The organism is Sulfolobales archaeon (assembly GCA_038881635.1).
Classification (GTDB): domain Archaea; phylum Thermoproteota; class Thermoprotei_A; order Sulfolobales; family AG1; genus WYEN01.
On record JAVZPJ010000001.1, the window covers coordinates 14,529 to 38,841 of the forward strand.

General features: G+C 38.3%; 25 protein-coding genes. 8 read left to right on the forward strand and 17 right to left on the reverse strand.

Annotation, left to right across the window (positions count from 1 at the left end; translation table 11 throughout):
* Positions 1-56: 56 nt before the first annotated feature.
* Positions 57-1,952 carry an adenine deaminase gene (gene ade, locus QXS89_00055; GenBank protein MEM3830588.1) on the forward strand — a complete coding sequence of 632 codons (1,896 nt, stop codon included), beginning with the start codon at positions 57-59 and terminating at the stop codon, positions 1,950-1,952.
* 119 nt (positions 1,953-2,071) lie between these two features.
* Here the strand turns inward: ade and QXS89_00060 are convergent, their stop codons facing one another.
* Both QXS89_00060 and QXS89_00065 read right to left on the reverse strand, forming a co-directional pair.
* Positions 2,072-2,998 carry a CBS domain-containing protein gene (locus tag QXS89_00060; protein ID MEM3830589.1) on the reverse strand — a complete coding sequence of 309 codons (927 nt, stop codon included), beginning with the start codon at positions 2,996-2,998 and terminating at the stop codon, positions 2,072-2,074.
* Between the two features lie 3 nt (positions 2,999-3,001).
* Complete coding sequence (locus QXS89_00065; GenBank protein MEM3830590.1) at positions 3,002-3,808, reverse strand: CBS domain-containing protein; 807 nt, start codon at positions 3,806-3,808, stop codon at positions 3,002-3,004.
* A 105-nt stretch (positions 3,809-3,913) separates the two neighbouring features.
* Between QXS89_00065 and QXS89_00070 the strand changes: the two genes are divergently transcribed.
* Positions 3,914-4,765, forward strand: a complete 852-nt coding sequence (locus tag QXS89_00070) for a CBS domain-containing protein (GenBank protein ID MEM3830591.1) — start codon at positions 3,914-3,916, stop codon at positions 4,763-4,765.
* On the opposite strand, the gene QXS89_00075 is transcribed toward QXS89_00070, so the two are convergent.
* The 5 genes from QXS89_00075 to QXS89_00095 form a co-directional block, all read right to left on the reverse strand.
* Positions 4,762-5,706: a hypothetical protein gene (locus tag QXS89_00075; protein ID MEM3830592.1), complete on the reverse strand. Its 945-nt coding sequence runs from the start codon at positions 5,704-5,706 to the stop codon at positions 4,762-4,764. The genes QXS89_00070 and QXS89_00075 overlap by 4 nt on opposite strands.
* 31 nt (positions 5,707-5,737) lie before the next feature.
* Positions 5,738-6,550, reverse strand: a complete 813-nt coding sequence (locus tag QXS89_00080) for an S-methyl-5'-thioadenosine phosphorylase (protein ID MEM3830593.1) — start codon at positions 6,548-6,550, stop codon at positions 5,738-5,740.
* 108 nt (positions 6,551-6,658) lie between these two features.
* Positions 6,659-7,474, reverse strand: a complete 816-nt coding sequence (cgi121, locus tag QXS89_00085; protein ID MEM3830594.1) for a KEOPS complex subunit Cgi121 — start codon at positions 7,472-7,474, stop codon at positions 6,659-6,661.
* A gap of 2 nt (positions 7,475-7,476) precedes the next feature.
* Positions 7,477-7,806, reverse strand: coding sequence for a DUF2175 family protein (locus QXS89_00090; protein MEM3830595.1), 330 nt, complete (start codon positions 7,804-7,806; stop codon positions 7,477-7,479).
* Positions 7,803-8,060, reverse strand: coding sequence for a 30S ribosomal protein S17e (locus QXS89_00095; protein ID MEM3830596.1), 258 nt, complete (start codon positions 8,058-8,060; stop codon positions 7,803-7,805). The genes QXS89_00090 and QXS89_00095 overlap by 4 nt, the downstream gene beginning before the upstream one ends.
* A gap of 155 nt (positions 8,061-8,215) precedes the next feature.
* Here QXS89_00095 and thsB point away from each other — a divergent pair, with 155 nt between their 5' ends.
* Positions 8,216-9,874 carry a thermosome subunit beta gene (gene thsB, locus QXS89_00100; GenBank protein ID MEM3830597.1) on the forward strand — a complete coding sequence of 553 codons (1,659 nt, stop codon included), beginning with the start codon at positions 8,216-8,218 and terminating at the stop codon, positions 9,872-9,874.
* A 317-nt stretch (positions 9,875-10,191) separates the two neighbouring features.
* Here the strand turns inward: thsB and QXS89_00105 are convergent, their stop codons facing one another.
* The 3 genes from QXS89_00105 to QXS89_00115 are packed head-to-tail and all read right to left on the reverse strand — an operon-like array spanning position 10,192 to position 12,725.
* Complete coding sequence (locus QXS89_00105; GenBank protein ID MEM3830598.1) at positions 10,192-10,977, reverse strand: ABC transporter permease; 786 nt, start codon at positions 10,975-10,977, stop codon at positions 10,192-10,194.
* Positions 10,968-11,771: a hypothetical protein gene (locus tag QXS89_00110; GenBank protein MEM3830599.1), complete on the reverse strand. Its 804-nt coding sequence runs from the start codon at positions 11,769-11,771 to the stop codon at positions 10,968-10,970. The genes QXS89_00105 and QXS89_00110 overlap by 10 nt, the downstream gene beginning before the upstream one ends.
* Before the next feature lie 6 nt (positions 11,772-11,777).
* Positions 11,778-12,725 (reverse strand): ABC transporter ATP-binding protein, encoded by a 948-nt coding sequence (locus tag QXS89_00115; GenBank protein ID MEM3830600.1) that lies wholly within the window; start codon positions 12,723-12,725, stop codon positions 11,778-11,780.
* A 195-nt stretch (positions 12,726-12,920) separates the two neighbouring features.
* Between QXS89_00115 and QXS89_00120 the strand changes: the two genes are divergently transcribed.
* Positions 12,921-13,877: a triphosphoribosyl-dephospho-CoA synthase gene (locus QXS89_00120; GenBank protein MEM3830601.1), complete on the forward strand. Its 957-nt coding sequence runs from the start codon at positions 12,921-12,923 to the stop codon at positions 13,875-13,877.
* A 271-nt stretch (positions 13,878-14,148) separates the two neighbouring features.
* On the opposite strand, the gene QXS89_00125 is transcribed toward QXS89_00120, so the two are convergent.
* Both QXS89_00125 and QXS89_00130 read right to left on the reverse strand, forming a co-directional pair.
* On the reverse strand, positions 14,149-14,859 hold the full coding sequence (locus QXS89_00125; protein ID MEM3830602.1) for a phosphoribosyltransferase family protein: 711 nt from the start codon (positions 14,857-14,859) through the stop codon (positions 14,149-14,151).
* The gene (locus QXS89_00130) at positions 14,856-15,317 is read right to left on the reverse strand and encodes a CBS domain-containing protein (protein MEM3830603.1); all 462 of its coding nucleotides are present in this window, start codon (positions 15,315-15,317) and stop codon (positions 14,856-14,858) included. The genes QXS89_00125 and QXS89_00130 overlap by 4 nt, the downstream gene beginning before the upstream one ends.
* A gap of 346 nt (positions 15,318-15,663) precedes the next feature.
* On the opposite strand from QXS89_00130, the gene QXS89_00135 reads away from it, so the two are divergent.
* From QXS89_00135 to QXS89_00145, 3 genes are all read left to right on the forward strand, one after another.
* Positions 15,664-16,557 carry a fumarate hydratase gene (locus tag QXS89_00135; GenBank protein ID MEM3830604.1) on the forward strand — a complete coding sequence of 298 codons (894 nt, stop codon included), beginning with the start codon at positions 15,664-15,666 and terminating at the stop codon, positions 16,555-16,557.
* Between the two features lie 3 nt (positions 16,558-16,560).
* Positions 16,561-17,172: a FumA C-terminus/TtdB family hydratase beta subunit gene (locus QXS89_00140; protein ID MEM3830605.1), complete on the forward strand. Its 612-nt coding sequence runs from the start codon at positions 16,561-16,563 to the stop codon at positions 17,170-17,172.
* Between the two features lie 220 nt (positions 17,173-17,392).
* On the forward strand, positions 17,393-18,640 hold the full coding sequence (locus tag QXS89_00145) for an amidase (protein MEM3830606.1): 1,248 nt from the start codon (positions 17,393-17,395) through the stop codon (positions 18,638-18,640).
* Here the strand turns inward: QXS89_00145 and QXS89_00150 are convergent.
* Genes QXS89_00150 through QXS89_00170 form a run of 5 tightly spaced genes read right to left on the reverse strand, consistent with a single transcriptional unit; the run spans position 18,635 to position 22,472 of the window.
* Positions 18,635-19,750, reverse strand: a complete 1,116-nt coding sequence (locus QXS89_00150; GenBank protein MEM3830607.1) for a DUF373 family protein — start codon at positions 19,748-19,750, stop codon at positions 18,635-18,637. The genes QXS89_00145 and QXS89_00150 overlap by 6 nt on opposite strands.
* A complete protein-coding gene (locus QXS89_00155; GenBank protein ID MEM3830608.1) occupies positions 19,701-20,627 on the reverse strand; it encodes a hypothetical protein in 927 nt (308 codons plus the stop codon). Before QXS89_00155 ends, QXS89_00150 begins: the two co-directional genes overlap by 50 nt.
* A 45-nt stretch (positions 20,628-20,672) precedes the next feature.
* Positions 20,673-21,341, reverse strand: coding sequence for a hypothetical protein (locus tag QXS89_00160; protein MEM3830609.1), 669 nt, complete (start codon positions 21,339-21,341; stop codon positions 20,673-20,675).
* Positions 21,342-21,382: 41 nt separating this feature from the next.
* The gene (locus QXS89_00165) at positions 21,383-21,901 is read right to left on the reverse strand and encodes a hypothetical protein (protein ID MEM3830610.1); all 519 of its coding nucleotides are present in this window, start codon (positions 21,899-21,901) and stop codon (positions 21,383-21,385) included.
* Positions 21,894-22,472: a hypothetical protein gene (locus tag QXS89_00170; GenBank protein ID MEM3830611.1), complete on the reverse strand. Its 579-nt coding sequence runs from the start codon at positions 22,470-22,472 to the stop codon at positions 21,894-21,896. The genes QXS89_00165 and QXS89_00170 overlap by 8 nt, the downstream gene beginning before the upstream one ends.
* Positions 22,473-22,579: 107 nt before the next feature.
* On the opposite strand from QXS89_00170, the gene hutU reads away from it, so the two are divergent.
* A complete protein-coding gene (gene hutU / locus QXS89_00175; protein ID MEM3830612.1) occupies positions 22,580-24,283 on the forward strand; it encodes a urocanate hydratase in 1,704 nt (567 codons plus the stop codon).
* Positions 24,284-24,313 lie beyond the last annotated feature (30 nt).

Here is a 24,313-nt window from a genome sequence, read left to right on the forward strand (position 1 = left end):
CATTCATACGATTCTCACAAGCTCTAGCTTATAAGCTGTTCTGATAATATTAATAGATGGCATTAGAAAGAACTCTTAGAAATAGATCTTCAGACGTGATATCAGAGATTAGAAAGCTTAGATACTCATTAGAATTCCTAAGAGAACTTATTCTAGCTAGCAGAGGATTTATAAAGTCTGATATTATAATAGAAGGAACCAGAATCGTTAACACAGCCTCTGGGGAGATCTTAGAAAACGTCTCTATAGCACTGTACAGAGGTTTTATAATAAGAATCATAAGTAAGAAGGATTATAGCATGTATAAAGGAGATAATACTATAATTCTCGATGGTAGAGATCTATATGCGATCCCAGGATTTATAGATGCTCATGTTCACATAGAATCAAGCCTTCTATCTCCTGAGGAATTTTCCAAACTAGCTATAGCACACGGTACAACTTTAGTTGTTGCAGATCCTCATGAAATAGTCAATGTAGGAGGTGTAGAGGCTTTGAAACACTATTTCAGACTTTCAACAAGCACTCCTCTAAAGATCTTGCTTCAAGTACCCAGCTGTGTTCCTCCTGTAGATCCCTCTCTTGAGATAGATTCTCCAGGTGCTGTTCTGAGTGAAAAAGATCTAGAAGATCTGATCTCTGATCATATGTTCCACAGTCTTGGAGAATACATGGACTATTACTCTGTTATAAATGCATCAGATAGATCCATTAGATCTATAGCGAGCACCCATAGAGCAGGAAAAATTATCTATGGACACATACCTTCATCTGATGAAGAAATTTTAGACCCTTACATAGTTACTGGAATATCCTCATGCCATGAATCAACATACTATGAAGAAGCTTTAGAGAAACTTAGAAGAGGAATGTATGTTATGATTAGAGAAGGTTCTTCATGGAGAGATCTAGATTTAGCAGTAGATCTCTATAGAAAAGGTATAAGTCTTAATAGAGTTATCCTCGTCTCAGACGATATAAGTATAGTAGATCTCTATGAGAAAGGTTATATGGATTACATCGCAAGAGAATCTATAGAGAGAGGGATAGATCCTATTAATGTTTTCAAGATGATCACATTAAATCCCGCAACATATCTTAGAATAGATGATCTCTTCGGATTAATAGCTCCAGGAAGAGTTGCAGATATAGTGCTTCTTAGAAACCTAGAGAAGGTATATATAGATACTGTCATAGTAGATGGTAAGATACTATTCAGAAGAGGTATTTTAAACCTTCAAGAAGATTCAGAAGATCGTATCAGCACATCATGTAATACCATGTGCAGAAAGATAGGAGAAGGAGTTTCAAAAATCACATCAAGCGATCTCATTATAAGAACCAATGCGAGAAGAGGACATGCCAGAGTAAATGTGATCAAGGTCATAACCGGGAAAACTGTGACTCTAAAAGAGGAAGAGATACTACCTATAGAAGAGAACTTCATAAGAGCAGATCCTAGCAGAGACATACTACATGTAGCAGTCATAGATAGATATAGAGATGAAAAAATCGTGGGAAGAGGATTTGTAAAAGGTCTGGGAATAAAGAGAGGAGCTCTAGCTCAGACCATAGCACATGATACTCATAACATAATAGTAGTAGGATCAGATCCCGGCGATATGTTCGCAGCAGTGAGAGAGATAGTAAAATCTGGTGGTGGTATGATTCTCGTTGTAGATGGAGAAGTAGTAGCAAGGGTAGATCTCGAAGGATATGGACTCTTCTCTACATCAAACTATGAGAATGTATACAGGAAGATGAAGAATCTAGAGAAAAAACTTATATCATTAGGAGCTGCTGAGGAGAGGATCTACATGACACTATCTCTAATCCCGCTACCTGTAATCCCTGAGATAAGACTCACTCCAAGAGGTTTAGTTGATGTTAGAAGTCTCAGATTAATAGATGTGGTTGCAGAGATCCTTCCTAAAACAGGTGATATTAGCTAGATATCTAACCTTAATAGTATGAGTAGGTTCTCTTTATTTACTCTAGAGATTCGTAGAGAAATCAAGTTTTATAGCACTATAAAACCCGGGTTCAAGAAAGTAAGGAGAAATTAATCTTACTACGAGAGCACTGCTAAACCATATATTATATCTCTCTCAGTTATAATCCCTTTAATCTCCCCCTCTGAGAGCACAAGAAAGTAGTCTATATCTTCGCTGAGCATTCTCTCTGAAGCTTCTCCTATATCTCTATCATCTGATATAATGCTAGCCTCTTTCATCACAAGATCTACTGGAAGCTGGCAGAACTCATCATATGAGCCTTTTGTTAGATATCTGAAAACATCGTGAGATCCTATGAAATAAACTATATCGATAGCTCTCACAATACCTGCGATGCTTCCATCACTCCTTACAACAGGAAATCTTCTGACATTTAATATATTCATCTCTCTAATAACATCACAGAGCTTATCACCGTACCTCACAAAAGCTATGTTCTCGGTCATCACATCTCTAACTTTAATACCTGTTATCTTTTCTCTAAGATATCTTATCAAGTCTCTCTCTGTTATTAATCCAATAAGGTTTTGATCCTTGTCTAGGACAACTACATAACCACCCTCGCTTAAGACTATTGTCTCCAGAACTTCTCTAAGATCAGAGTCTTCTCCCACGGATGGAAAATCTCTTCTTGAGATAGACCTCGCAGTTTCTCTATTGAGTGTCTCTATGAAAAATCCTCTGTGTTTGATCTCTATGAGAGTGCTGAAAGATCCTCCTAGAAGAGATATGAATTCTCTTAATGACACTACAGAATCAACTTTTCTACCTATTTTTATCAGAGGGATCACTGTAGATCTATCCTGATAAGCTATTTCAAAAGCTTTTAGAATACTTATGTTAGGTGAGTAAATATTTTTAACAGGCTTTGATATAAGCCTCGCATAACCAGGTTTCCTAGAAAGTCTCTGACTAAAGTTAGGAGTTCCATCACTTCTGAGCCATCTAAATCTATCATAAATCCTCTGAACTCTGTGCAACATATATCACCTGAGAATCCTTATGATCTCTCTCACTATATCAGATCTATCTATAATACCTTTTAAAATACCTTTCTCATCAACAACAGGAACTCTACCTATGTTTCTTTTGATGAGAATCTCAGCTACATCTAGAACCCTATCATTCTCTCTAACAGTTATAGGAGGTCTGCTCATTAGAGTAGAAACCTTAGGACCTTTTCTAGGTCCTCTCTCACTTTGAAATGCTATGGATGTTCTAAGCAGATCATGCTGTGTTACCATGCCTACTACAACACCTTTTTCATCCACAACTGGAAAACCTGAGAACCTGAATTTGATCATATTCTTCCAAACTGTTGAAACATAGGTATTAGGAGTCAGGTAGATAGGTTTTTTACTCATGATATCAATAGCCTTAACCTCTTTAAGTATGCTGATAATCTCTGAATCTCTTATCATCTTTTCTATAAAGAATTCAAATCCGAACACTCCTTTATAGATCATCTCACTCCTAGAATCAGCTACAGGTATATACCATATATCATTATCAAGCATTCTAATAACAAGATCCAGCGTGTTATCACCGTGAAAACCTACTAGCTGAGGCTCTACCATGAGATCTCTTACGAGAAGATTAGATCTAGATGATGCAATAGCAAGAATATTCTCACGCCATAAAACTCCTGAGATCCTGCCATTACTCTCGACTACAACCAGAATTCTGAGACCTAGCTCTCTCATAAGAGCTCTAGCTTTAGTAGCAATCTCATCTTTAAATATGTAGGGATTTCTTCTCGTGAAATTTTCAATAGAAGAGATTTTGCTTTGCATAAGGAGTTAAGACCATAATAATAATTGCTTATCAAATTATTATTTTTGAGGATTGAAGCATAGAATATATATGGCTGAATTGAATATAGTCTAGAGAGGATTTTCATGGTTTCTAAAGTTGAGAGGTATATGAGCTCACCTGTTATATCTGTTTATGCCTCGGATAATGTTGCTAGAGCTAGAAATCTTATGTTGAGACATAAGATAAGCAGGCTCGTAGTTATAGATAGCTCTGGGAAGCCTGTGGGGATTATCTCTAGATCTGATATAATAAGATTCTTTCTTAACAAGAAGAAAGCGGTTAGACCTCTCGAAGAGGTTCTAGTTGAAGAGATCATGAGCAAACCTCTTATAACTATACCACCATCAGCTTCTCTGAAGAAAGCTTCAGAGATCATGTTGAAGAAAAATATAAGCAGTCTTCCTGTGGTGTCAGTGGAAAAAGGCTTGATAGGAATTCTCACAGCAACAGATCTTGTAAGAGCATTTAGAGATCTGGGTTCCGGCAAAGCTAGAGTTCTAGATTATATGAGAAGAGATCCTCTGAGAGTATCTCGAGGACACTCGATATTCTACGTAATAGAATTAATGAAAGCAGATCCCGATAGAAAGATCATTGTAGTAGAAGATCAGAAACCTATAGGAATTATAACAGAGAGTGATCTAGCATTTATAGAGCCTAGATCTATTTCAGAGTCTCGAGAAAGCTATATAAAGAAAAAAGGATATACAGCTAGAGGCTTCATTGGTGTTGTAAGAGATTATATAATACCAACAGCAGAGGATCTCATGACGCCAAATCCTATCACAATAACCGAGGAAGAAGATCTGAGTAAAGCTTCTGATACTATGGTTAGAAATAAGATAAGCTCTCTACCAGTAGTTGATTCTGGTGGGAATCTAACTGGATTGATCTCGAAGAGAGGAGTTCTGAAAGCAATTATAGATCTTCTTTAGATCTGAATTTTCATAAGATGTTTAAGAAATTGAAGTAGAATTCCAAAATATATTGGTGATATAAGAGGATCTGTTTTTAAAACTACTTCATGAAAACTCTGCTTGTTAAAAAGAATCTTCTTTCTAATCTCCGATATCATCTGCTGTTCGATCTCGCTATAGAATAAGATCATATGAGAATCACCTCTTATAATAACAGGTCTATCATAATCCGCTATGGATATCTCAGAATTTAAGCTATTCTGCACATACATTGTGATAAGCTCTTCACCTACAATCATAGAAGAAGGTGTTAAAATCACATCTACTCTAGAGAAGGGTTTTAGTAAAATCTCTCTTATTCCGATCAGATCTTTCTCATATCTTCTACACAGATCTTTTGCCACATCTCTTAAATTCATGATCTCGTTATAAAGTCTCGAGATCCTTGGAGAGGACCTATCTCTTCTTAAGGCTTCAAGACCTGAGTAGAGTAATAGGATGCTTGCTTCTAGTGAAAAGAATTCTTCATCTACAGATAAGCTATCGAAAGAGTCTCCTGTGTAGCTCCTGATCTCATTTAAATCTCCTGATGATATGATCACACCTCTGTGACCTGTTAGCTTAAGTGGTGGCAGACTTCTCATGAGTCTATTAAACCCCTCCCTAGAAGATATGATGATCAGATCAGGTTCTCTACCTTCATTGTAGGGTGCTATATATAGCGAGTAGCTCTCCAACCTGTTCAAGCACACGCTTCTACCTATGGACAGGCTTCTTAGTAGAAGATATAAAGATAGTGCCGGGCTACTTCTATAATCAGCATATAATATGTAAAGCTCTTTCGATGAATCTCTGATTCTCTCGGAGATTATCCTACTATCTAATTTAATTCTCCCAGCGATTCTCTCAATAAACTCATTCACATGCTCAACAGTATCGCAAACACTATTCTTACTCATTATAGTACTCTAACCTCGCTCTTGTAGTAATCTATATTAGAGCTACCTCGTGAGCTCTACAGCATGAGCACTTATCGTGAGGAGGTTCCTTGGCTAGTCTAGGTATTACTCTCTCTAGAATCTTTCTAGCCTTAGAAACGTTCTCGGACATAACTCTCGAAACCTCTTCAGCTGTCACAGGCTTTTCAGCCCACACATCGTAATCTGTGACAAGAGCTAGTGTTGCATAGCATAGCTCAGCCTCGCATGCCAAGCTTACCTCAGGTACTAGAGTCATTCCAATTATATCAGCTTTGAAGACATCCCTCCAAACTCTCGACTCAGCTTTAGTGCTGAATCTAGGACCTTCAATACATATGTAGGTACCTCTCTCATGTATTCTGAAACCTAGCTCTACACCAGCTTTATAAAGATTCTCTCTAAGATACTCACAGAAAGGTGTAGCCATAGAAACATGAGCTACCACAGGTCCTTCAAAGAATGTATTCTTTCTATAACCCTTAGTCATATCAATAAATTGATCTGGAACCACCAGATCTCCAGGCATGTAATCCTCCCTAAGACTTCCAACAGCACTCACCGCTATAACGAATCTCGCACCTAGATACTTTAGAGCCCATATGTTGGCTCTGTAGTTAACCATGTGAGGAGGTATTCTATGTCCTCTGCCATGTCTAGGTATGAAGCCTACCTTCCTACCTTCAAGCTCTCCTACTATGACATGATCACTAGGCTCTCCGTAGGGTGTGTACACCTTGTATTCTCTAATATTTCTAAGAATTCCCGGATCGTAGAGTCCTGAGCCTCCGATTATTCCAATCTCTATTTCCGTAGGAGGTTTCACAAGAATCTTACCCACCCAAGAATATTCTTAGAGATATTATTTTTAAAGTGATTGAAGATTCTTGTGAGAATGTGATCTTTTTTTAACATTCTTTAATTAAAGCTTTAATTAGAGAATTAAAGAGATCTTATTGAGAATAGATTTTTCAAGGCATTCAATCCTGGAATCCACTTTATCTATGTTATCACATATCACGGTATTAATCTCAAATTCTTTAGAGAGATTAGTAAGCCATCTAATCCTAGTCTCTTGATCTGGATTCAATTTTCTGAAAGAAATCTCAGGCTCATAATTCTCTTTACAAGAGATCACCGATATGACAGCTTTCTCTCCATCTTCAACACCTAGAAGTTTTAAAGCCTTTCTAATATCTCTAGAACCTCCTAATCTGAGAAGAAGTTCTATACTAGCGTTCTTCGCTATGTTAGTACCAGTCTTAAAAGCTCTGATAACCTTCGCAACTGAGAATAATAGGATCCTCTCAGTAGGAACTTTATCAGGATTAAAAATCTGAAAATAAAATCCTTCTCCCAATCCTTCTAACTCCTTCCAGAACTCTTTAGACCAAGCCTCCACCATATAATAGTATACTCTGCATCTTCTCTCAAGATCTAAAAACATGACCACAAGATCCTCAAGACCACCTGCAGAACCTCCGTGGCTGACAGGCATTATTGTAACGATATCTCCATCTCTAAGCTCTTGATCCAATCCCTGGATCTGATAGTCAACCTCATTTACAAAAACAAGATACCCTGGCCTAGGACTTCCATCATTATTAACAGCTCTCGAAAACTCTCTTCTACTACTCAGGATCTCTAGAAGAAGCTTTCTCAAAGATATTCTCTCATTGAATGTATAACTCTCTTCACGACCTAGAATAAGAGCTAGAGAACCTAGAAACCTGACTTTGATCCTGATCATTCCTAGGCAGCTTCCTTTAGATACTTGGATAAACCACTACTAAGTTGTGCCGAGTATTTCTCTAATTCTTTTCTAACTCCTATGAGCAGATTTTTAATCTCCTGATCCGAGGCTTTAGCCTCGGCATCTTTAAGCCTTATTATCGAGTAAGTGATAACCTCGTTTGCATCTAGTAGAGCTGTTAAATCTCTATTGACATTCTCGAGGTTTCTTGTAAGTTTTTCTACAACACATTCGAAATGTGCGAATCCTATATCTCTTATAAATAGAAATCTCTGACCTTCAATAACTGTTTCACCGCATAATCCACATTTCCAAGTTTTATACTTCAAGTTGTCACATCCCCCTTTGTTTCCTCAGTCATAGTTTCTAAGCTTGTTTCTGCACTTTGTTTCTCTCTCTCTTTAATCTTCAGAAGATGTGTTATATATCCTGCGATCTGATTTCTAACCTTCTTACTTCTGGTAGTTATAAGCTGTGCTACTAACTTTTTATTGTACTCAAAATCAGGCTTAAATAGATCTGGATATGATTCAAGTAGCTTTCTGGCTGTTGATTTAATATACTTTGTTCTTACATTCCCCAATCCGGCTACCTCCCTATATTCTCAGAGAGTATATTGGTTATAAAGCCTATTAAGATATTCATAACTATATGTGTTAGATCCTGTGATCCCTGGCGAGAGCTCTGATGTGAAAAAGCTTATATAGAACCTCAACTAATTGAGTTTGGGGTACACGAATGGCTCAGACAGGTTATATTGAACCTACAGGAATTCCCGTGATAATACTAAAGGAGGGTAGTAGCAGAACAACAGGAAGAGACGCCCTAAGAGTTAATATGATGGCTGCCATAGCGGTAGCTGAAATGCTTAGAACAACCTACGGTCCTAGAGGCATGGATAAAATGCTTGTAGACTCTCTAGGAGATATAACCATAACAAACGATGGAGCAACAATACTCGATAAAATGGATCTACAGCATCCAGCAGCTAAGATGCTGGTTCAGATCGCTAAAGGTCAGGATGAAGAAGTTGGAGACGGTACTAAGACTGCTGTAATATTCGCCGGTGAACTACTTAAACAAAGCGAGGAACTCCTTCTCAAAGAAATCCATCCTACAACAATTATATCAGGCTATAAGAAAGCTCTTGAGATAGCTACGGAATACCTATACAAGATAGCTGAGTCAGTAGATATATCTGATAGAAATACTCTCAGAGATATCGCTAGAACAGCTCTTACAAGCAAAGCAGTTCACGGAGCTAGAGATTATATTGCCGATATATCTGTTGAAGCTGTTCTAACAGTTGCCGAGAATAGAGATGGCAGATGGTATGTGGATCTCGACAATGTTCAGATAGTTAAGAAACACGGAGGATCTATACTAGATACAAAACTCGTGAAAGGAGTTATACTAGACAAAGAAGTTGTACATCCTGCAATGCCTAGAAGAGTGACTAACGCAAGAATAGCTCTTCTAGATGCTCCATTAGAAATCGAGAAACCCGAGATCGATGCAGAGATTAGAATAAACGATCCAACTTACATGAGGAAGTTCTTAGAGGAAGAAGAGAATATATTAGGCAAGTATGTTGATAAGATTGCTTCTGTTGGTGCTAATGTTGTTATATGTCAGAAAGGTATTGACGACGTAGCACAACACTTCCTAGCTAAGAAAGGTATAATGGCTGTTAGAAGAGTGAAGAGAAGCGATATGGAGAAGCTAGAAAGAGCAACAGGCGGAAGAATAGTGAGTAATATTGATGATCTCACAGAAAACGACTTAGGATATGCAGAACTCGTAGAAGAGAGAAAGGTTGGCGAGGATAAGATGGTATTCATAGAAGGCACTAAGAATCCAAAGAGTGTATCAATACTAGTGAGAGGAGGTCTTGAGAGACTTGTCGACGAAACAGAGAGAACCTTAAGAGACTCTATGAGCTCTGTAGCAGATGTTCTCAGAGATAGTAGAGTAGTATATGGAGGAGGAGCTACAGAAATAGAGCTTGCATTGTATCTCAGAGAATACTCTACTAAAGTAGGAGGAAAAGAAGCTCTAGCAATAGAAGCATTTGCAAAAGCTTTAGAAGGTCTTGCAATAACTCTTCTAGAGAATGCTGGAATGGATCCTGTAGAGTATATAATGAAACTCAGAGCAGGTCATAGAGAGGGTCAGAGATGGCTTGGAGTAGATGTTCTCAGAAGTACTCTAAGTGATATGAAGACTTTAAGAGTAATAGAACCTGTAGTAGTAAAAGCTAACGCTCTAAAAGCAGGCACCGAGGCCGCAACACTTATACTGAGAATCGATGACATGATCGCTGCAGCAAGAACTAAGACCACCGAAGAGAAGAAGAAGGAAGAGAAGAAAGAAGAAGAAGAGAAAGAGAAAGACTAAGGGTAGCATAGAGATTTAAATATTTGAACTAAAAACTCTCTTAAGACTTCCTGAATCTTTTTCTTTTAATTTTCCCACATCTAGTCATCTCACATTTTCTTCATCTAACGTAATCGCTTCTGGTTTCATATAGTGTTATAAGGTGTAGAAGCGCGTTAAAAGACTAGTGGTGAGATGCTGAAGTGCATTAGGTGCGGACCCACAGGAGATAGAGGTGTAATTACATGCGTCAACCTATTCCTAAGGATACTCAATAAGAGTTTGAGAGTGCTATTGAAAGCCTTCGAGAAACTAAGAGCTCTGAAAAGAGTTTTTCGCTATCTCTCAAGATTTCTCAGGTAGAAGTATCCTCCTAGTACTAGTGCTATTATAAGCCATACCCCGAGAAGCATTAGTATTTGGTATGTGGAGAATGCTGAGGGTGATATTCCCAGGATCTCTCTATAGAGAGATACTGTTAGAGATATAGGATTTAGTATTGCCACAGTATATAGAGGTTCCGGAAATCTCGTTTTTATCAAAGGATCTGGATAAAATACATTCGATATAAAGAATAGAATGAAATAAGAAAAGCTTCTTAATGTTGCTTGCATATCAAAGTTTTTCGTTGATGTAGAGATAGCTATCGAAAGGCTTGACATCGTAGATGCTAAGAGAGCTGAGGCTAAGATCATCTCAGCAAGGTTGAGAGGTTCTGGTATTTTGATTAGTATTATAGTTAGAATCATAAAAGGAGTCTGATATATCAAACCTCTTACAGTTCCTGATAGAATTCTTCCAATTGCAAGTTCATATCTTGATATGGGTAGTGAGAGGAGATATTGAGTGTATTCTCTCCTCACCTCTACCCCGACCTCTCTACCTATAGAGAATGCTGAGGCGAAAGAAGCTATGGCGGTGATACCTGGAGCCATGAATATGAAGTAGTCAGGTATCAGATCTCTTCTAACCATGTTATTAAATACAAGTGCGAAAATAAATAGATCTGCTAAATTCATTGTCACCAGCCCTGCAAGCCACCATCTGTACTTCCAAAATCTATTCAGATCTCTATCTATCACTATATAAAGAGATCTGGGATTAAGCATGCGAATCACCTCCATCCTCCTCCTTCAACTCTTCTCTCTATATATAAGCTGCTGAGAACACCTACAGAAACAGCGAAACCTAGTAGAAAGAATCCTAATCTAGCGGGATCCTGAAGTATCATCTTTCCAAGCTCTTGAGGATAGAAGATCCATCTCAGAAGATCCGCTAGATAGGATAGAGGATTTGAAGAAGCTATATAGTAGTATGGTAAAATAGACAAAAGTACTATAGCTGGATAGAATATAGTGCTAAGCCTAGCAAGCAGAGAATCCAGAATACCGAAAGTTATATCAGTTCTATCTCCTGACTTTAGTAGGAATACTAGAGAGATAGATAGACCTACTATCCCTACGGAGAATATTAAAGCTGATAGCATTGCCAGAGATATAGAATATAGATCCATAGTACCTAGAAGAATTAATACTATAACTAGCATAGGTATTGTAAGAATAAATGAAGCGAGACTTCCACCAATAATTCTACCAATAGCCAGAACTCTTCTTCTTATTGGTAGGGCTAGCATATACTCTATCATACCCTCCTCAAATTCCTGTGCAATCTCATACCCTCTAAACATAGAAATGGAAAAGAGTATAGAGGTATAAGCACCCAGAAGATAAAAATGATAATATGTGATCTGGGAACCAAATCTATAGCTTACCACAGCAGCTATAAGATATGCAAAGAATCCTACCTGAACGGTGAACCATGCAACCCTCATTAATATGAAGATCTTGTATCTTAGAATCTTTCTAAGATCATATATTATAAGAAGATAGAGCATCCTAAGATCTTCTTTCCAACTCATATACCTTCAACTCTCTAGCTTGGCACCCGTGAAGAATAGAAATACATCATCTAGACTAGGTTCTTTCATCGTGATCATTCTAACCTTAACACCTAAAGATGTTAATATATCAAGTGCTCTAGCTATCTTCTCCTCGCCCTGGTTAACATAGATCCTGATTATCTTATCTACCACGTCTACCTTATATGCATCTAATCTCTCTGCAAGCATGCTTTCTAAAGTACTTCTCGGAGGAGTTTCCAGCTGTATCTCTATGATATCTCCTCCAGGTATTTTGTCCTTTAGCTCTTTTGGCGTTCCCAGCCCCTTCAGCTCTCCCTTATATATTATCCCTATTCTTTCTGAAAGTATTTCAGCTTCATACATCTCATTAGTAGCAACTATCACTGTAGATCCTTCTCTGGCAAGATCTCTTATAGCATTCCAGACATAGTGCTTAGCTATAACATCTAACTGTGCCGTAGGCTCATCGAATATCGCTACTCTGGGTTTTTGAATCAGAACTTTAGCAACCTCAACCTTCTTCCTATTACCACCACTGAGCTCTGATATCATCTTATTCCTATGCTCCCAGAGATCTAGTCTTTCCATTACATCTCTAACAATAGCTTTAGCATCTGAACTGCTATACCCTATAACTCTTGCATGCCACATAAGTATCTCTATAGGTTTATCGATCCAGAGAGCTTTAGGTTCTTGAAAGGCTATTCCAACGAATCTTCTAACCTCATCACTTTCTCTAGAAACACTTTTGCCGTAAACAATTACATCTCCCTCAGAAGGTTTATAAACTGTTGCAATGGTGAGAAGCGTCGTAGATTTTCCAGAACCGTTCGGACCTAGAAGTCCGAATATCTCTCTATCATATATATCTAGATTAAGCCTGTTAACAGCTACAACCTTTCCAAATCTCTTAGTAAGATTGACAATCCTAACAGCTATATCTCTCTTCAATTCCACGATACCAAAGATAAAAATTTTCACGTCGTTAATAAGTTCAAACACCTATTAACGGAATATCGTGTCAGACCTCGCACCCTTTCTTCACTGATCTGATCATAACCCACTCATCATCCTCTACATATTATCTGCAACCCAGCATATAATCATTGATAAGGCTTCTGACGCATAATATATTTTGAAGATATAATGAGATACAATGATATAAGAGAAAGGCTCTTTATAGAGGTCTCTGTTTTACTAGCATCAGGACTATCTATAGAAGCATCGGTCCACAAACCTGGAACAACCAGTCCTCTTAAACCGGGTAAAGACATGTATCATCATGGATTCATAATAGCATCATCCATGATCTCTCACGCTATACAAATTCTTATGGAGAGAGCTTACCAGAGTAGCAGATGTACTGACATAGGGGAGGGTGTGAAACTTCTCTACGAATATGGTGAGAGAATACATGGTATGGGTAATCTACATCTGGGTTTCAGCATTCTTATAACACCCATAGCACTAGGTTTTGTTAATATGTATAGAAGATATGAGAATGAAGATCTAGAATCTTTGAAAGAAGCCTTGAAAAATATAGATCCTCTGATCAATGAATCATATGATTATCTAAGAGTTTGCGGAAAGATCTCTAGAGCTAAACCTGTTCTAGAGATCATCAAAAGAATCTCTAGAGATAAGATTGCAATTCACTCAGGACCTACTCCAGATGTATTTAATGAGGATGGCGAGGAAAGCATATGGAATCTTATAGTACATGGTAGGAAGGTAGATCTAATTCTTCTAGAACTATACGAGAAATATAGAAGAACAAGTATGATCTCGAAAGAACTTAAAGAAACTCTAGATAAGGATCTTTATAAAAAGATCTTCAATTTATTTATCGATCTCTCAAGCTCCTACATAGATACGCATATAGCTCGAAGGAAAAGTTTTCTGAGAGCATTCATCTACAGAGATTCAATAACCTATTGTATCTCTCTAGAGAATGAGGAGAAAAAAGATACATGCATCAAAGCTTTAGATCAGATCCTTAGAGAAAGAAATATAAACCCTGGCTCCATAGCTGATATTATTGCAACGGCTATCTCACTAAGTAATCTAGCTAAACATATCACACATGACCCTGCTAATAGCTGAAAGCTCATACTCTAAAACTAGATAGAGCATCAGATAACAATCGATCTCAGCAAATAGTTTAGAAAGATTTGAAGGCAATAGCTCTGAGAAGAGATCAAGATATACACCACCTATCAAATGCTCCTAATGCAAGACCTTAGATTAAAGTTTTTATTAGAATCTTTTAAATCATGGTTATGTTGTTGCAGAAGATCATAATTAGAGATGTAAACTATTCTATACTCCTCATAAAGATCTTATGCGTAGTCTCGTAGAGAGAAGTAGAGGAAGATCACTCAGGCAGGTGAACCATTACGTGAACCTTATCGATAGAGAATCTTCTGACAATCTCCATCCAATCGCTTCCCACTGCTACTATTGAAAACACACCTCTTGGAACAGCTCTTGCTTCTTTAATTATGTTGATGAGCGACGCCAGAGTTCTTCCACTTCTCAAAAGATCATCTACTATGAGTATTTTCGAATTTTTAGGAATGAGATCTTTCGGAACATATATCGAGGTTAGAACAGGTGGATCTCTTAAAAGATATGTTTCCTCATAGAACTCTTCATGACCTAATTCTTTCCTTCTCTTAGCAACTATCATATTTATGTCAAATAGCGCCGATAGAACAGTTGCAAGAGGTATTCCATCGATCTCTACCGTTGCCACAGCATCAATATCTGAGTTTCTAAAGTAGTAGTACGCCTCGTAAGCGGCTAGTCTAACAAGATCCTTGTTATATACCAGATCGAATATGTTCACAATATTTCTACCAATCAGCCTTATATGTCTAGATATGATACTTCTTAAAACTCCATTCTCTACCAATGATGATAAGATCTTCTCAGCTCTTTCATGACTTGGTCTCATATTGTTAGAGATATATCTCCACAGAACTGGAGGGGGTAAACCCGTGTACTTGTAGAGATCCTTATACTTCATATATCTCTTAACTATAATTAGAATCTCTCTTGCCACATCTCTTAAATCTCTCATCATGTTCTCCGAACTCTCCTGCCTAATCTAATCTTCTTCTGTTCTCTCATAGATGCTGTATATATTTCAAGGATCTCAAAGATCTCCGGACCTAATGCTATTATATCATACTCAGCAATGATTCCAACAAGTTTCTTCTCTTTATTAACCACAGGTATATGCCTCTTACCATGTCTTATCATTAACTCTACGATCTCCGATATAGGTGTGCTCTCCTCAACATATATAACGGGTTTACTCATAATATCGCTAGCAGTAACAAGATTCGGATCCTTACCTAACGCAACAACTTTCGAGATTATATCATGACTTGTTATTATACCTATAATATCTCCTCTGCTATTCACCACTACTACGGAACCTATTTTAAGGTCTGACATGATCTTTGCTATATCAACTACTGTGGTATCTGGATCTACGGTAATAGGGTTTGGAGTCATCACATCACTTGCCACGATCATCTCTATTCCTTACCCAATATATTTAGGTAGAACTCTTTAAAATAAAAAATGAAAATCTGCTTAACCCTTCTAATGATCTCCTCATAAATGGTTGAACTCTGGCATGGTATGATAGGTAGAGATCGACCATAGATTTTCTACATAATCTGCAGATGAGAATAGAACTGAGAAGATCTGTTTGTGCTTGAACAAGATAGAGGTATGGAACAACAATGTTCTATCCATATGTGAAAAGACGAGAAAATATAAACATCTCATATATTCATCGGATGCTATGTGAAGACTCCGGGATCTCTATAATTTATTTATATAAACTGTTTTCAGGCATTTATTAGTGGTGTTAGTATTGAGTTCTATAGAATCTATTATCAGGGATACTGCTATTAAGCTTCTAGAGAAGGCAGCAACAGATCTTCCTGAAGATGTTGAGAAAGCCATTAGAAATGCCTATGAGAGAGAGGTTAATCCTATGGCTAAATCTATGTTGAAATCTATTATAGATAATATCCATGTAGCTCGCAAATGGAAATATGCTGTATGTCAGGATACTGGGATAGTTATATTCTATGTGAAAGCAGACCCAACCTATCCTCTCTTAGGGAGGATCCCAAGCCTTCTCAGAGAAGCAACCATAAAAGCTACTGACATGATACCTCTAAGACCTAATGCTGTAGATCCTTTTACAGGCAGGAATAGTGGAGACAACACGGGAAGATACATACCATGGATTGAATGGGATCTTGTTGAAGGACTTGGATATCTAGAGATAACAGCAGTACTTAAAGGAGGAGGATCTGAGGCTCCTTCTATAGCCAGAACCTTGACACCAGCCGAAGGTGTTAAAGGCTTGGTTAAGACTGTTCTCGAAACTATCTATGAGAATGGTGCCAAACCATGTCCGCCGGTAGTTGTAGGTGTAGGGATCGGTCCTACAGCAGATATAGCAATGAACCTAGCTAAGAAAGCTATTTTCTTAAGACCTCTAGGAGTTAGAAGTGATGATCCTAATGCTGCAAAACTCGAAGAACTACTCCTAGAAGCCATAAATAAGATGGGTCTGGGAACACATGGGGTGGGCGGTGTTGTCACAGCTTTAGATGTTCACGTTGAATACGCTTATAGACATGTTGCTACATATAGTGTAGGAGTTATGGTAAGCTGCTGGGCTCTTAGAAGAGCTTCAGCAAGAATCTATCCTAATGGAAAGGTTGAATACCTGACACATAGGGAGGTGTCATGAATAATGGCAGAGTATAGACTTAGAACACCTCTTGAGGAAGAGATTATAAGAGCTCTAGATATAGGAGATATCATATGGCTCTCTGGAGTTATAGTTACTGCAAGAGATGCAGCTCATAAGAGAGCTTTAGAATTCTTCTCTAGAGGTGAAAAACTTCCAGTAGATCTGAAAGGTCTTGCAGTATACCATATGGGGCCTGTTGCTAGGAGAACCGAGAGAGGATGGGAGATCATATCTGCTGGGCCTACCACAAGCACTAGAATGGAAGCATATGAAGCAGAGTTTATAGAGAGAACAGGAATCAGAATGATCATTGGTAAGGGAGGTATGGGTGCTAAGACTGCTGAAGCTTGTAAAAAGTATGGAGCTGTATACGTCATATATCCTGGAGGAGTTGCCGCTCTAGCTGCAAAGGCTATAAAGAGAGTTATTGATGTACACTGGCTAGACCTAGGAATTCCAGATGCTATGTGGGTTCTCGAAGTAGAAGACTTCGGCCCCCTCACTGTGATAATAGATTCTAAAGGAAATAACTTCTACGATAGAATCTATGCAAGTGTAAGAGAGAGACTTGATAGGGAGATATATCCAGAGATCTTCTCTAAACTAAAATGATACCCAACACCTCATCTCTAAAAACCCTCAAATGATATAGAATTTTTTTCTACGTCATAGCTTCAAGCTTCTCTAAGCATATGTGATCTTTTGAAATTCTCTGCGCAATCAAGATAGAAAGGAAACAACATATTTTGATTAAGCTTGATTGAAAACCGGTATCCGCTGAAGCCGGAGAAATTAAATTATCATGTGAGTATCAAATTATCTAGGTGGAATTTTGGGAGGAGCAGATCTTGTGAGGCATGCTCTTTCGCTGAAGAGATTAAATGAAGAGATAAACGCTATAGTCACATGGAATGAAAGAGTGTTAGAGGAAGTAGAGCTTCTGGAGTCTAGAGAGATTCCTTCATATCCTATAGCAGTCAAAGATATCATAGATGTAAGAGGTCTAAGAGTGACTATGGGATCAAAGGTTTTTATAGATAGGATATCTAGTAGAGATGCAGAGGTTGTAAGAAGAATAAGAGAGTCTGGAGGAGTAGTAATAGGCATGGCAAACACCCATGAATTCGCATCCGGAGTCACAACGACCTCATCTGTTTTCGGACCCACTAGAAATCCTCGAGATAAGATGAGGATAGCAGGTGGGAGCTCTGGAGGATCTGCAGCAGCCGTTGCTGCAGGCATAGTTCCCGTCGCTCTGGGAACTGATACAGCAGGATCTGTGAGAATACCAGCATCATTAACAGGTGTTTACGGAATTAAACCAACTTATGGAGCTATAAGTCTTGATGGGGTGTTTCCATTAGCACCTTCTCTTGATACTGTAGGCATACTAGCTAAGGATCTATTCTGGCTGGAGAGAGTTTTTAGAGTAGTAGTAGAATATGAAAGCCTTACCAAGATGAGAAGATACCAGAGAGAAGTTCATGAAGCTAAAAGAATCAAATTCGGAGTTCCTAAGTGGTTTAGAGCTAGTGATGAGGTCTATGATAAATTCATGAGTCGAATTTCGTCTCTTAATTACGTGGAGATCGAAATGCCCGATACAGAGAAGAGAATCCTTAGATACTTTCCAGCAGTGAGACTTTCAGAGGGTTCATATATTCATTTAAAATATAGAGATAAATGGGATCTATATTTTCCAGATGTTAGAAGACTTGTTATGAAAGGGCTTAGTATATCGGCTCATGAATATATTGAGGCTGTGAACGCGAGGAGTGAGATGTACAGAGAATTTAGAAGCGTAATGAAGAAACATGGTATAGATGCACTCATACTACCTACAACGCCTGTGCCAGCTCCTCTTATAGAAGATGTGATAGGAGTAGAGGATAGTAGTATAAGAGATATCCTAGCATCGATAAATGTCACGTATCCTTCATTCCTAGGTCTTCCAGCTATTTCAATACCATCTATAGAGATCTCTCATCTTCCTGTGGGGATAGAGATTTTCAGCGATCGATTTAGAGATCTGTTTCTCATAAGCTTGGCCAGAGCTCTGAAGGAAGAGAAGATCCTATAATTTTTCTCTCTTCTTTCTAAAGTAAAGCCTGTTTATCATCTGAAGAATTGATGATGCTATAACAAGAACTACTAATGCTATCAATGCTTCTCCTAGAAAACCGCTTTCGATAATTCTTCTAACAAGTATATCGGTCGGTTCTGTAGGAGGTGTTCCTGATAGGATGATTCCGAGATCTCTTAAGAGCAATGATATGTATGCTACTGCAGTTAACGCCATGAAATACTTCCATGCGCTGAAAGATCTCTTAAACACTCTATTTAATCCCTCGCCTATCAGAGGTAAGGATATGCCGAGAGCGTAGATCCATACCAAAGTATTTAGGATGACACCGATTAAAGAATAAATACTTGCACCCTCATAGATCTTTGATGATGCTATGATATATGTAAGTCCTACAGCTATGAGAATCACTACAGCACTGCTTATCGAAGATATAACCCTCGCAGGATTTTTCTTCCAAGAACTCAGTACAAGCTCTTCAATATTAAAACCTCTATAGATCATCATAAGCGCTAGTATTAGTAGTGACACAAGAACCCCTTGAATGAGTAGGTTGTATAAAGCGAGTATTGAGAAAGCTAGAAGTATGACTCCTGGATATCCGATCAGAATTTTAGCTAGTCTAGGCTCTTCTAAAACCTTTCTAAAATATCTCCATAGCAGAATGTATGTAGCTTCAACACTTCTAACCTGTTCTACAACAACTCTCTCTATGTACTCCACAGGTATCATAGACTGAATAAGTGGATACACCTTCTCATCCTCGCCCCCATCAGATACTATTATAGCTGAATCATACACACCCTCTTCTAAAACCTTTCTCATCTGAAGTTTCACGTTCTGAAAAGCTTCTAATCCTCCTTTCTCACTTCCTGACACAACAACTATCTCGGGTTCATAACCTTTATCGATTAAATCTCTATAGATCTTCAATCCAGCAAATAAAGCATTAAGATCAGAATCTTGAGGCTTTCTAAGTCCAAACTCTTCAGCTATCCTTATAACTCTTTCGAATCCCACAACCGGGGTTTTTACTCCTACCTTGCCTATATCATTGTCATAGTCTATGATTACTATCAGAATCCTGTTTCCCACCACTTTCTTCATATGCTTCGTCAACCCCGTAGAGTGCTTGTAGCTCTTCAAATGTCAGCCTACCACCACTCATTAATTTCTCCTCAGCCTGCTTCTTTATTCTGTCAAGAATCTCTTTCTCCCTAGATCTGTTTCTACTCTCTCTAAGCTCTCTCAATCTCTTGTTGATCTCAGAGATCTTGTTTCTAAGATCTCTTCTCTTATTATTAAGATCATCTAACTTACTTCTTTTCTCACTACTTAGAGTACTGATTTCATTTATTCTTCTACTAAGCTCAGAGATTCTATTTCTAATCTCACTCTCTCTAGCCTTGACACTGTTTAAAGATCCTATGACCTCTGAGAAAGCTTTTTGAATATCTGCTAACTCCATTCTCTTGCTGATAATCTCTGCTCTCATCTCTCTGATCTCATTCTGAGTCTTCCTAGCCTTAGAAATTCTTTCTAGCAGATCCTCTAATCTAGCTATTTCTTTAATAAGTCTTTCTTCCTCCTCAACATCTACCTGTCCTGTCATAATCTTCCACTCGATCTTCTCAATCTTCTCTCTTAAAGCCCTAGGAGATGTTTTAAGAAGCTCATTAAGTTCGGGTATCACTCCTCTCATCTTATCAAGTCTGCTTAAAATCTCTTTAAGAGCTTCTCTCGATTTCTCTCTCTTACTTCTAAGTTCTCTAATCCTCTCTATAAACTGGTTCTTCACTTCTTTCAAGGATTTAAGTTCTTCTCTCAGAGATCTCAGCTCTTCCACGAGCTTTACCTTTTCTTCTCTAAGTTTTCTAAGTTCTTCTATGACGACACCTACTTCCTCCTCGATCTTTTTAAGCTCCTCATAGTATTCTGATCTCGTTCTCAGAAGATCACTTTCAGAAAGGTTTTCAACACTCAATATGTAGCACTCATATGAGAAATTTGTTAGAAGCCTAATAATAGGTTAGTAAGGATCCATATAAAGTTTTCCAACAGCTTCATATATTTCAATAAGATCTTCTGGTGAAAGTTCTATGACACGACCCGAATCAACATTTAATACGAAAAGCTTCTGTACCAAGGATCTTTCTATAAGCTCATAATCTATAGGAGGATTTCTATAGTACTTATCTACCAGAGATTTAAGCTCCTTAAGAATTGTGGGGGCTCTCTCCTTAGGCTTTTTAAGTAAGATCTTTGGTATTGGAGGAAGATAGTATGTGGGAAACGCAAGTATAAATACATCAGCTAGAGCACTATAGCGAGCTATCTTACTAGTAAGCCTCGCCTTAAGATATTGAAGTGGTTCATGAGAATACTCAGCAGGAACAAATCCTGTCTCGATCTCTACAACAGTTCTAGCACCTTTATATCCTACCACATCTGCAACAAGATCGGCGTCTAGCTTTATCTCAATATCAACATTCTCAAAACCTGATTCAACGAGGTATCTTGCTACAGCCAACTCCATCATAGAGTGGTTAAGAGATAAAGCTCTGATCTTATTAAGTTCAACAAGCTTATCTATGAATGATATGAGTATTCTATAACTTTTCTCTGATGAAGATGATATCTTATTCACATAACCTACCAATGCGGTGTATATATCATCAGCATCTATTTTTCTCCACACCTTAATATTATAGTATCTTACAGAAAGATATTATACATCGATCAGCTCTTCCCTGTAGCACTAGGATTTATTATAGCAATTTGATCAGTTTCTGAAACATCTAGATCTCCTCCTCGAGCTATGCCTATTATGAGTTCTGCTATAACTCTTCTTATACCATTTGACTTTATTATTATAATGCTACTACCTCTAGATATTATTAGATCTGATGATCCTCCGAATCTTTCAATAAATGATCTAATATCCAAAAACATCTCTTTGAGAACTCTACCAACTCTTTCACCATATTCTCTAGCCCTTTTTAAATCTTCTTCATCAAACTTCTTATCAGATAGGATATCTTGTGGTATATAGATGAATCTGAATGAAGAAAGAATCATGCTATCCCTAGCCTCCTCCAAGATTCTAGGAGCATACAGACCTTGTTTCTCGAGATCAATAGCTGAGCTTAATAGCTTCCTAAGATACTCCGATAAGGTCATACCTCTGCTCTTTGCAATAGCTTTTATATCCTCAGCAAGCTTTCTATCAATAGCAATATTCTTCCTAACCTTATCCAAGTTTGACCACCATTGATAGAACGCCTTTTCTTATATCTCTTGAAATTATGATAGCATCAAGTGATTTCACAACCCCCTCTACAACTGATTCAGCTAGCTCTAGAACCTTCCCTTCGTGAGAAGGTGTTGATACAATGATCTTGTAGGTGTTCTTTTCACTAGAGTTCGGAATCACATCTACTTTAAAATCGGGAAGCCATACTCTAAGGATTCTCGATAGAACCTCCAGAGTTTCTCCTCTCTTCACCTTAGCTAGCAGAGCTAGCCATGAAGCGGTTTTTCTAAGCTCTTCTTTAAGAATCTCTAAATCTTCTTCACTTAGTTTATCTATAAACTTATACACAAAAGATTGGGGGAGTGCAACTCCTCCTACTCTCCTAAGATCTTCTATAAGATCTAGGTCGTATATCACGTTCAGAAGATGAGGATTTGTTCTAGAAACCTCTATAAAAGAGCTTAAGATCTTTTCAATAAGCTCTCTAAAAGGAATTCCAAGTCTGCCTGAGAGTTCTACCACTTCTCTAATTATGTTTTCAGATATGGGAACTAATCTTCTAGTAGGAGAGGACAAGCATATCCCAGACTATTTACCATAAGAATTATATATAAATCAAGAGTTTCCAATCAAGGATCAGCTAATTTAAGTATTGATAAGCTAATAATACCCTGGGGAGTTTCTTGAGCTCTTATAGACCTATTCAAAAACTCATAGAGAAAGGATTCTATGATCCTTCTACTAGGACTGTGAAAGCTATCATTGGAAAAGAGATGTACACAGAATCTCGAGACTGGCAGATTGAAGGAGCTCTAAGAATGCTTTTCCACGTTCTAGATCCCGACGTAGCTAAGGATCCTAAGAATCTTATAGTCTATGGTGGGACTGGTAGAGCTTGTAGAAGTTGGGAAGCTTTCGAAGCAATAGTAGACACCCTACTTACCATGGGTAGTGATGATACACTTGTTATTCAGAGTGGAAAGCCTGTTGCAGTATTTAGAACACATAGAATGGCGCCTAGAATTGTGATGGCTAATGCTCTGATAGTTCCTAAATGGGCTGATTGGGATTACTTCAGAGAACTTGAATCAAGAGGACTCACAATGTTCGCCCAGATGACCGCAGGATGCTGGGCTTACATAGGTACTCAGGGAATTCTTCAGGGTACTTATGAGACTTTTGCATTTGCAGCAGAGAAACATTTTGGCGGAAGTCTCGAGGGGAGGCTGGTTCTAACAGCAGGTCTCGGTGAGATGGGCGGTGCTCAGCCTCTTGCGGTTAAGATGAACGGCGGTGTGGCCATAGTTGTTGAGGTTGATAAGAGAATGATTGAGAGGAGGATTAGATTTGGATATCTAGATACATGGACTGACAGTCTTGATAAAGCCTTAGATCTCGCGAGAAGATACATGGAGAGAGGAGAAGGCTACTCCATAGGACTTCTAGGTAATGCATCTGATATCTACTGGAAACTCTACAAAGAAGGTTTTAAACCTGATGTGGTGACAGATCAGACTCCTGCACATGATCCTTTGAGCTACATACCTTCAGGCTTTGACGTTGAAGAGGCTGCAAGACTGAGAGAAAGAGATCCGGAAAAGTATAAAAGATTAAGTCTTGAAAGCATGAGAAGACAGGTTGAAGCTATGGTAGGCTTCCAGAAGAGAGGTTCTATAGTGTTCGAGTATGGTAATAATATAAGAAAGATGGCTTACGAAGCAGGCTTCAAAGAGGCGTTTTCTTTCCCAGGATTCGTTCAAGCTTATATAAGACCTATGTTTGAGGAGGGTAGAGGTCCGTTTAGATGGGCTTCTCTAACAGGAGATCCCAAGGATATAGAGGTTCTAGATGATGAGGTTTCATCAATGTTCAGAGAAAATAGAAGACTTGTAAGATGGATCGAGAATGCCAGAAGATTTGTAAAATTCCAAGGACTTCCTTCAAGAGTTGTGTGGCTAGGCTACGGTGAGAGATCTAGATTCGGTCTCAGAATCAATGAACTCGTAAGAAGAGGTGTTATAGGACCTATATGGATTGGCAGAGACCATCTTGATGCAGGTTCAGTAGCATCACCATATAGAGAAACCGAAGGTATGAAAGACGGTTCCGATGCAATAGCGGACTGGCCCATCTTAAATGCTCTTCTGAACGCAGCAGCAGGCGCTACATGGGTTTGTGTTCATCATGGCGGTGGTGTTGGTATAGGTTATAGTATTCACGCAGGGTTTGGACTTGTTCTTGACGGAGAGAGAGAAAGTGATCTGAGAGCTGAGAGAATGCTTACAACAGATCCAGGGCTTGGTGTAGTGAGGCATGCTGATGCAGGTTATGAAACTTCTATAAGGATTATTAAGGAGAAAGGAATCAGAGCTCCCATGATCAAATAGAGAAATAATATCAGAGATAGAACCCGAGCT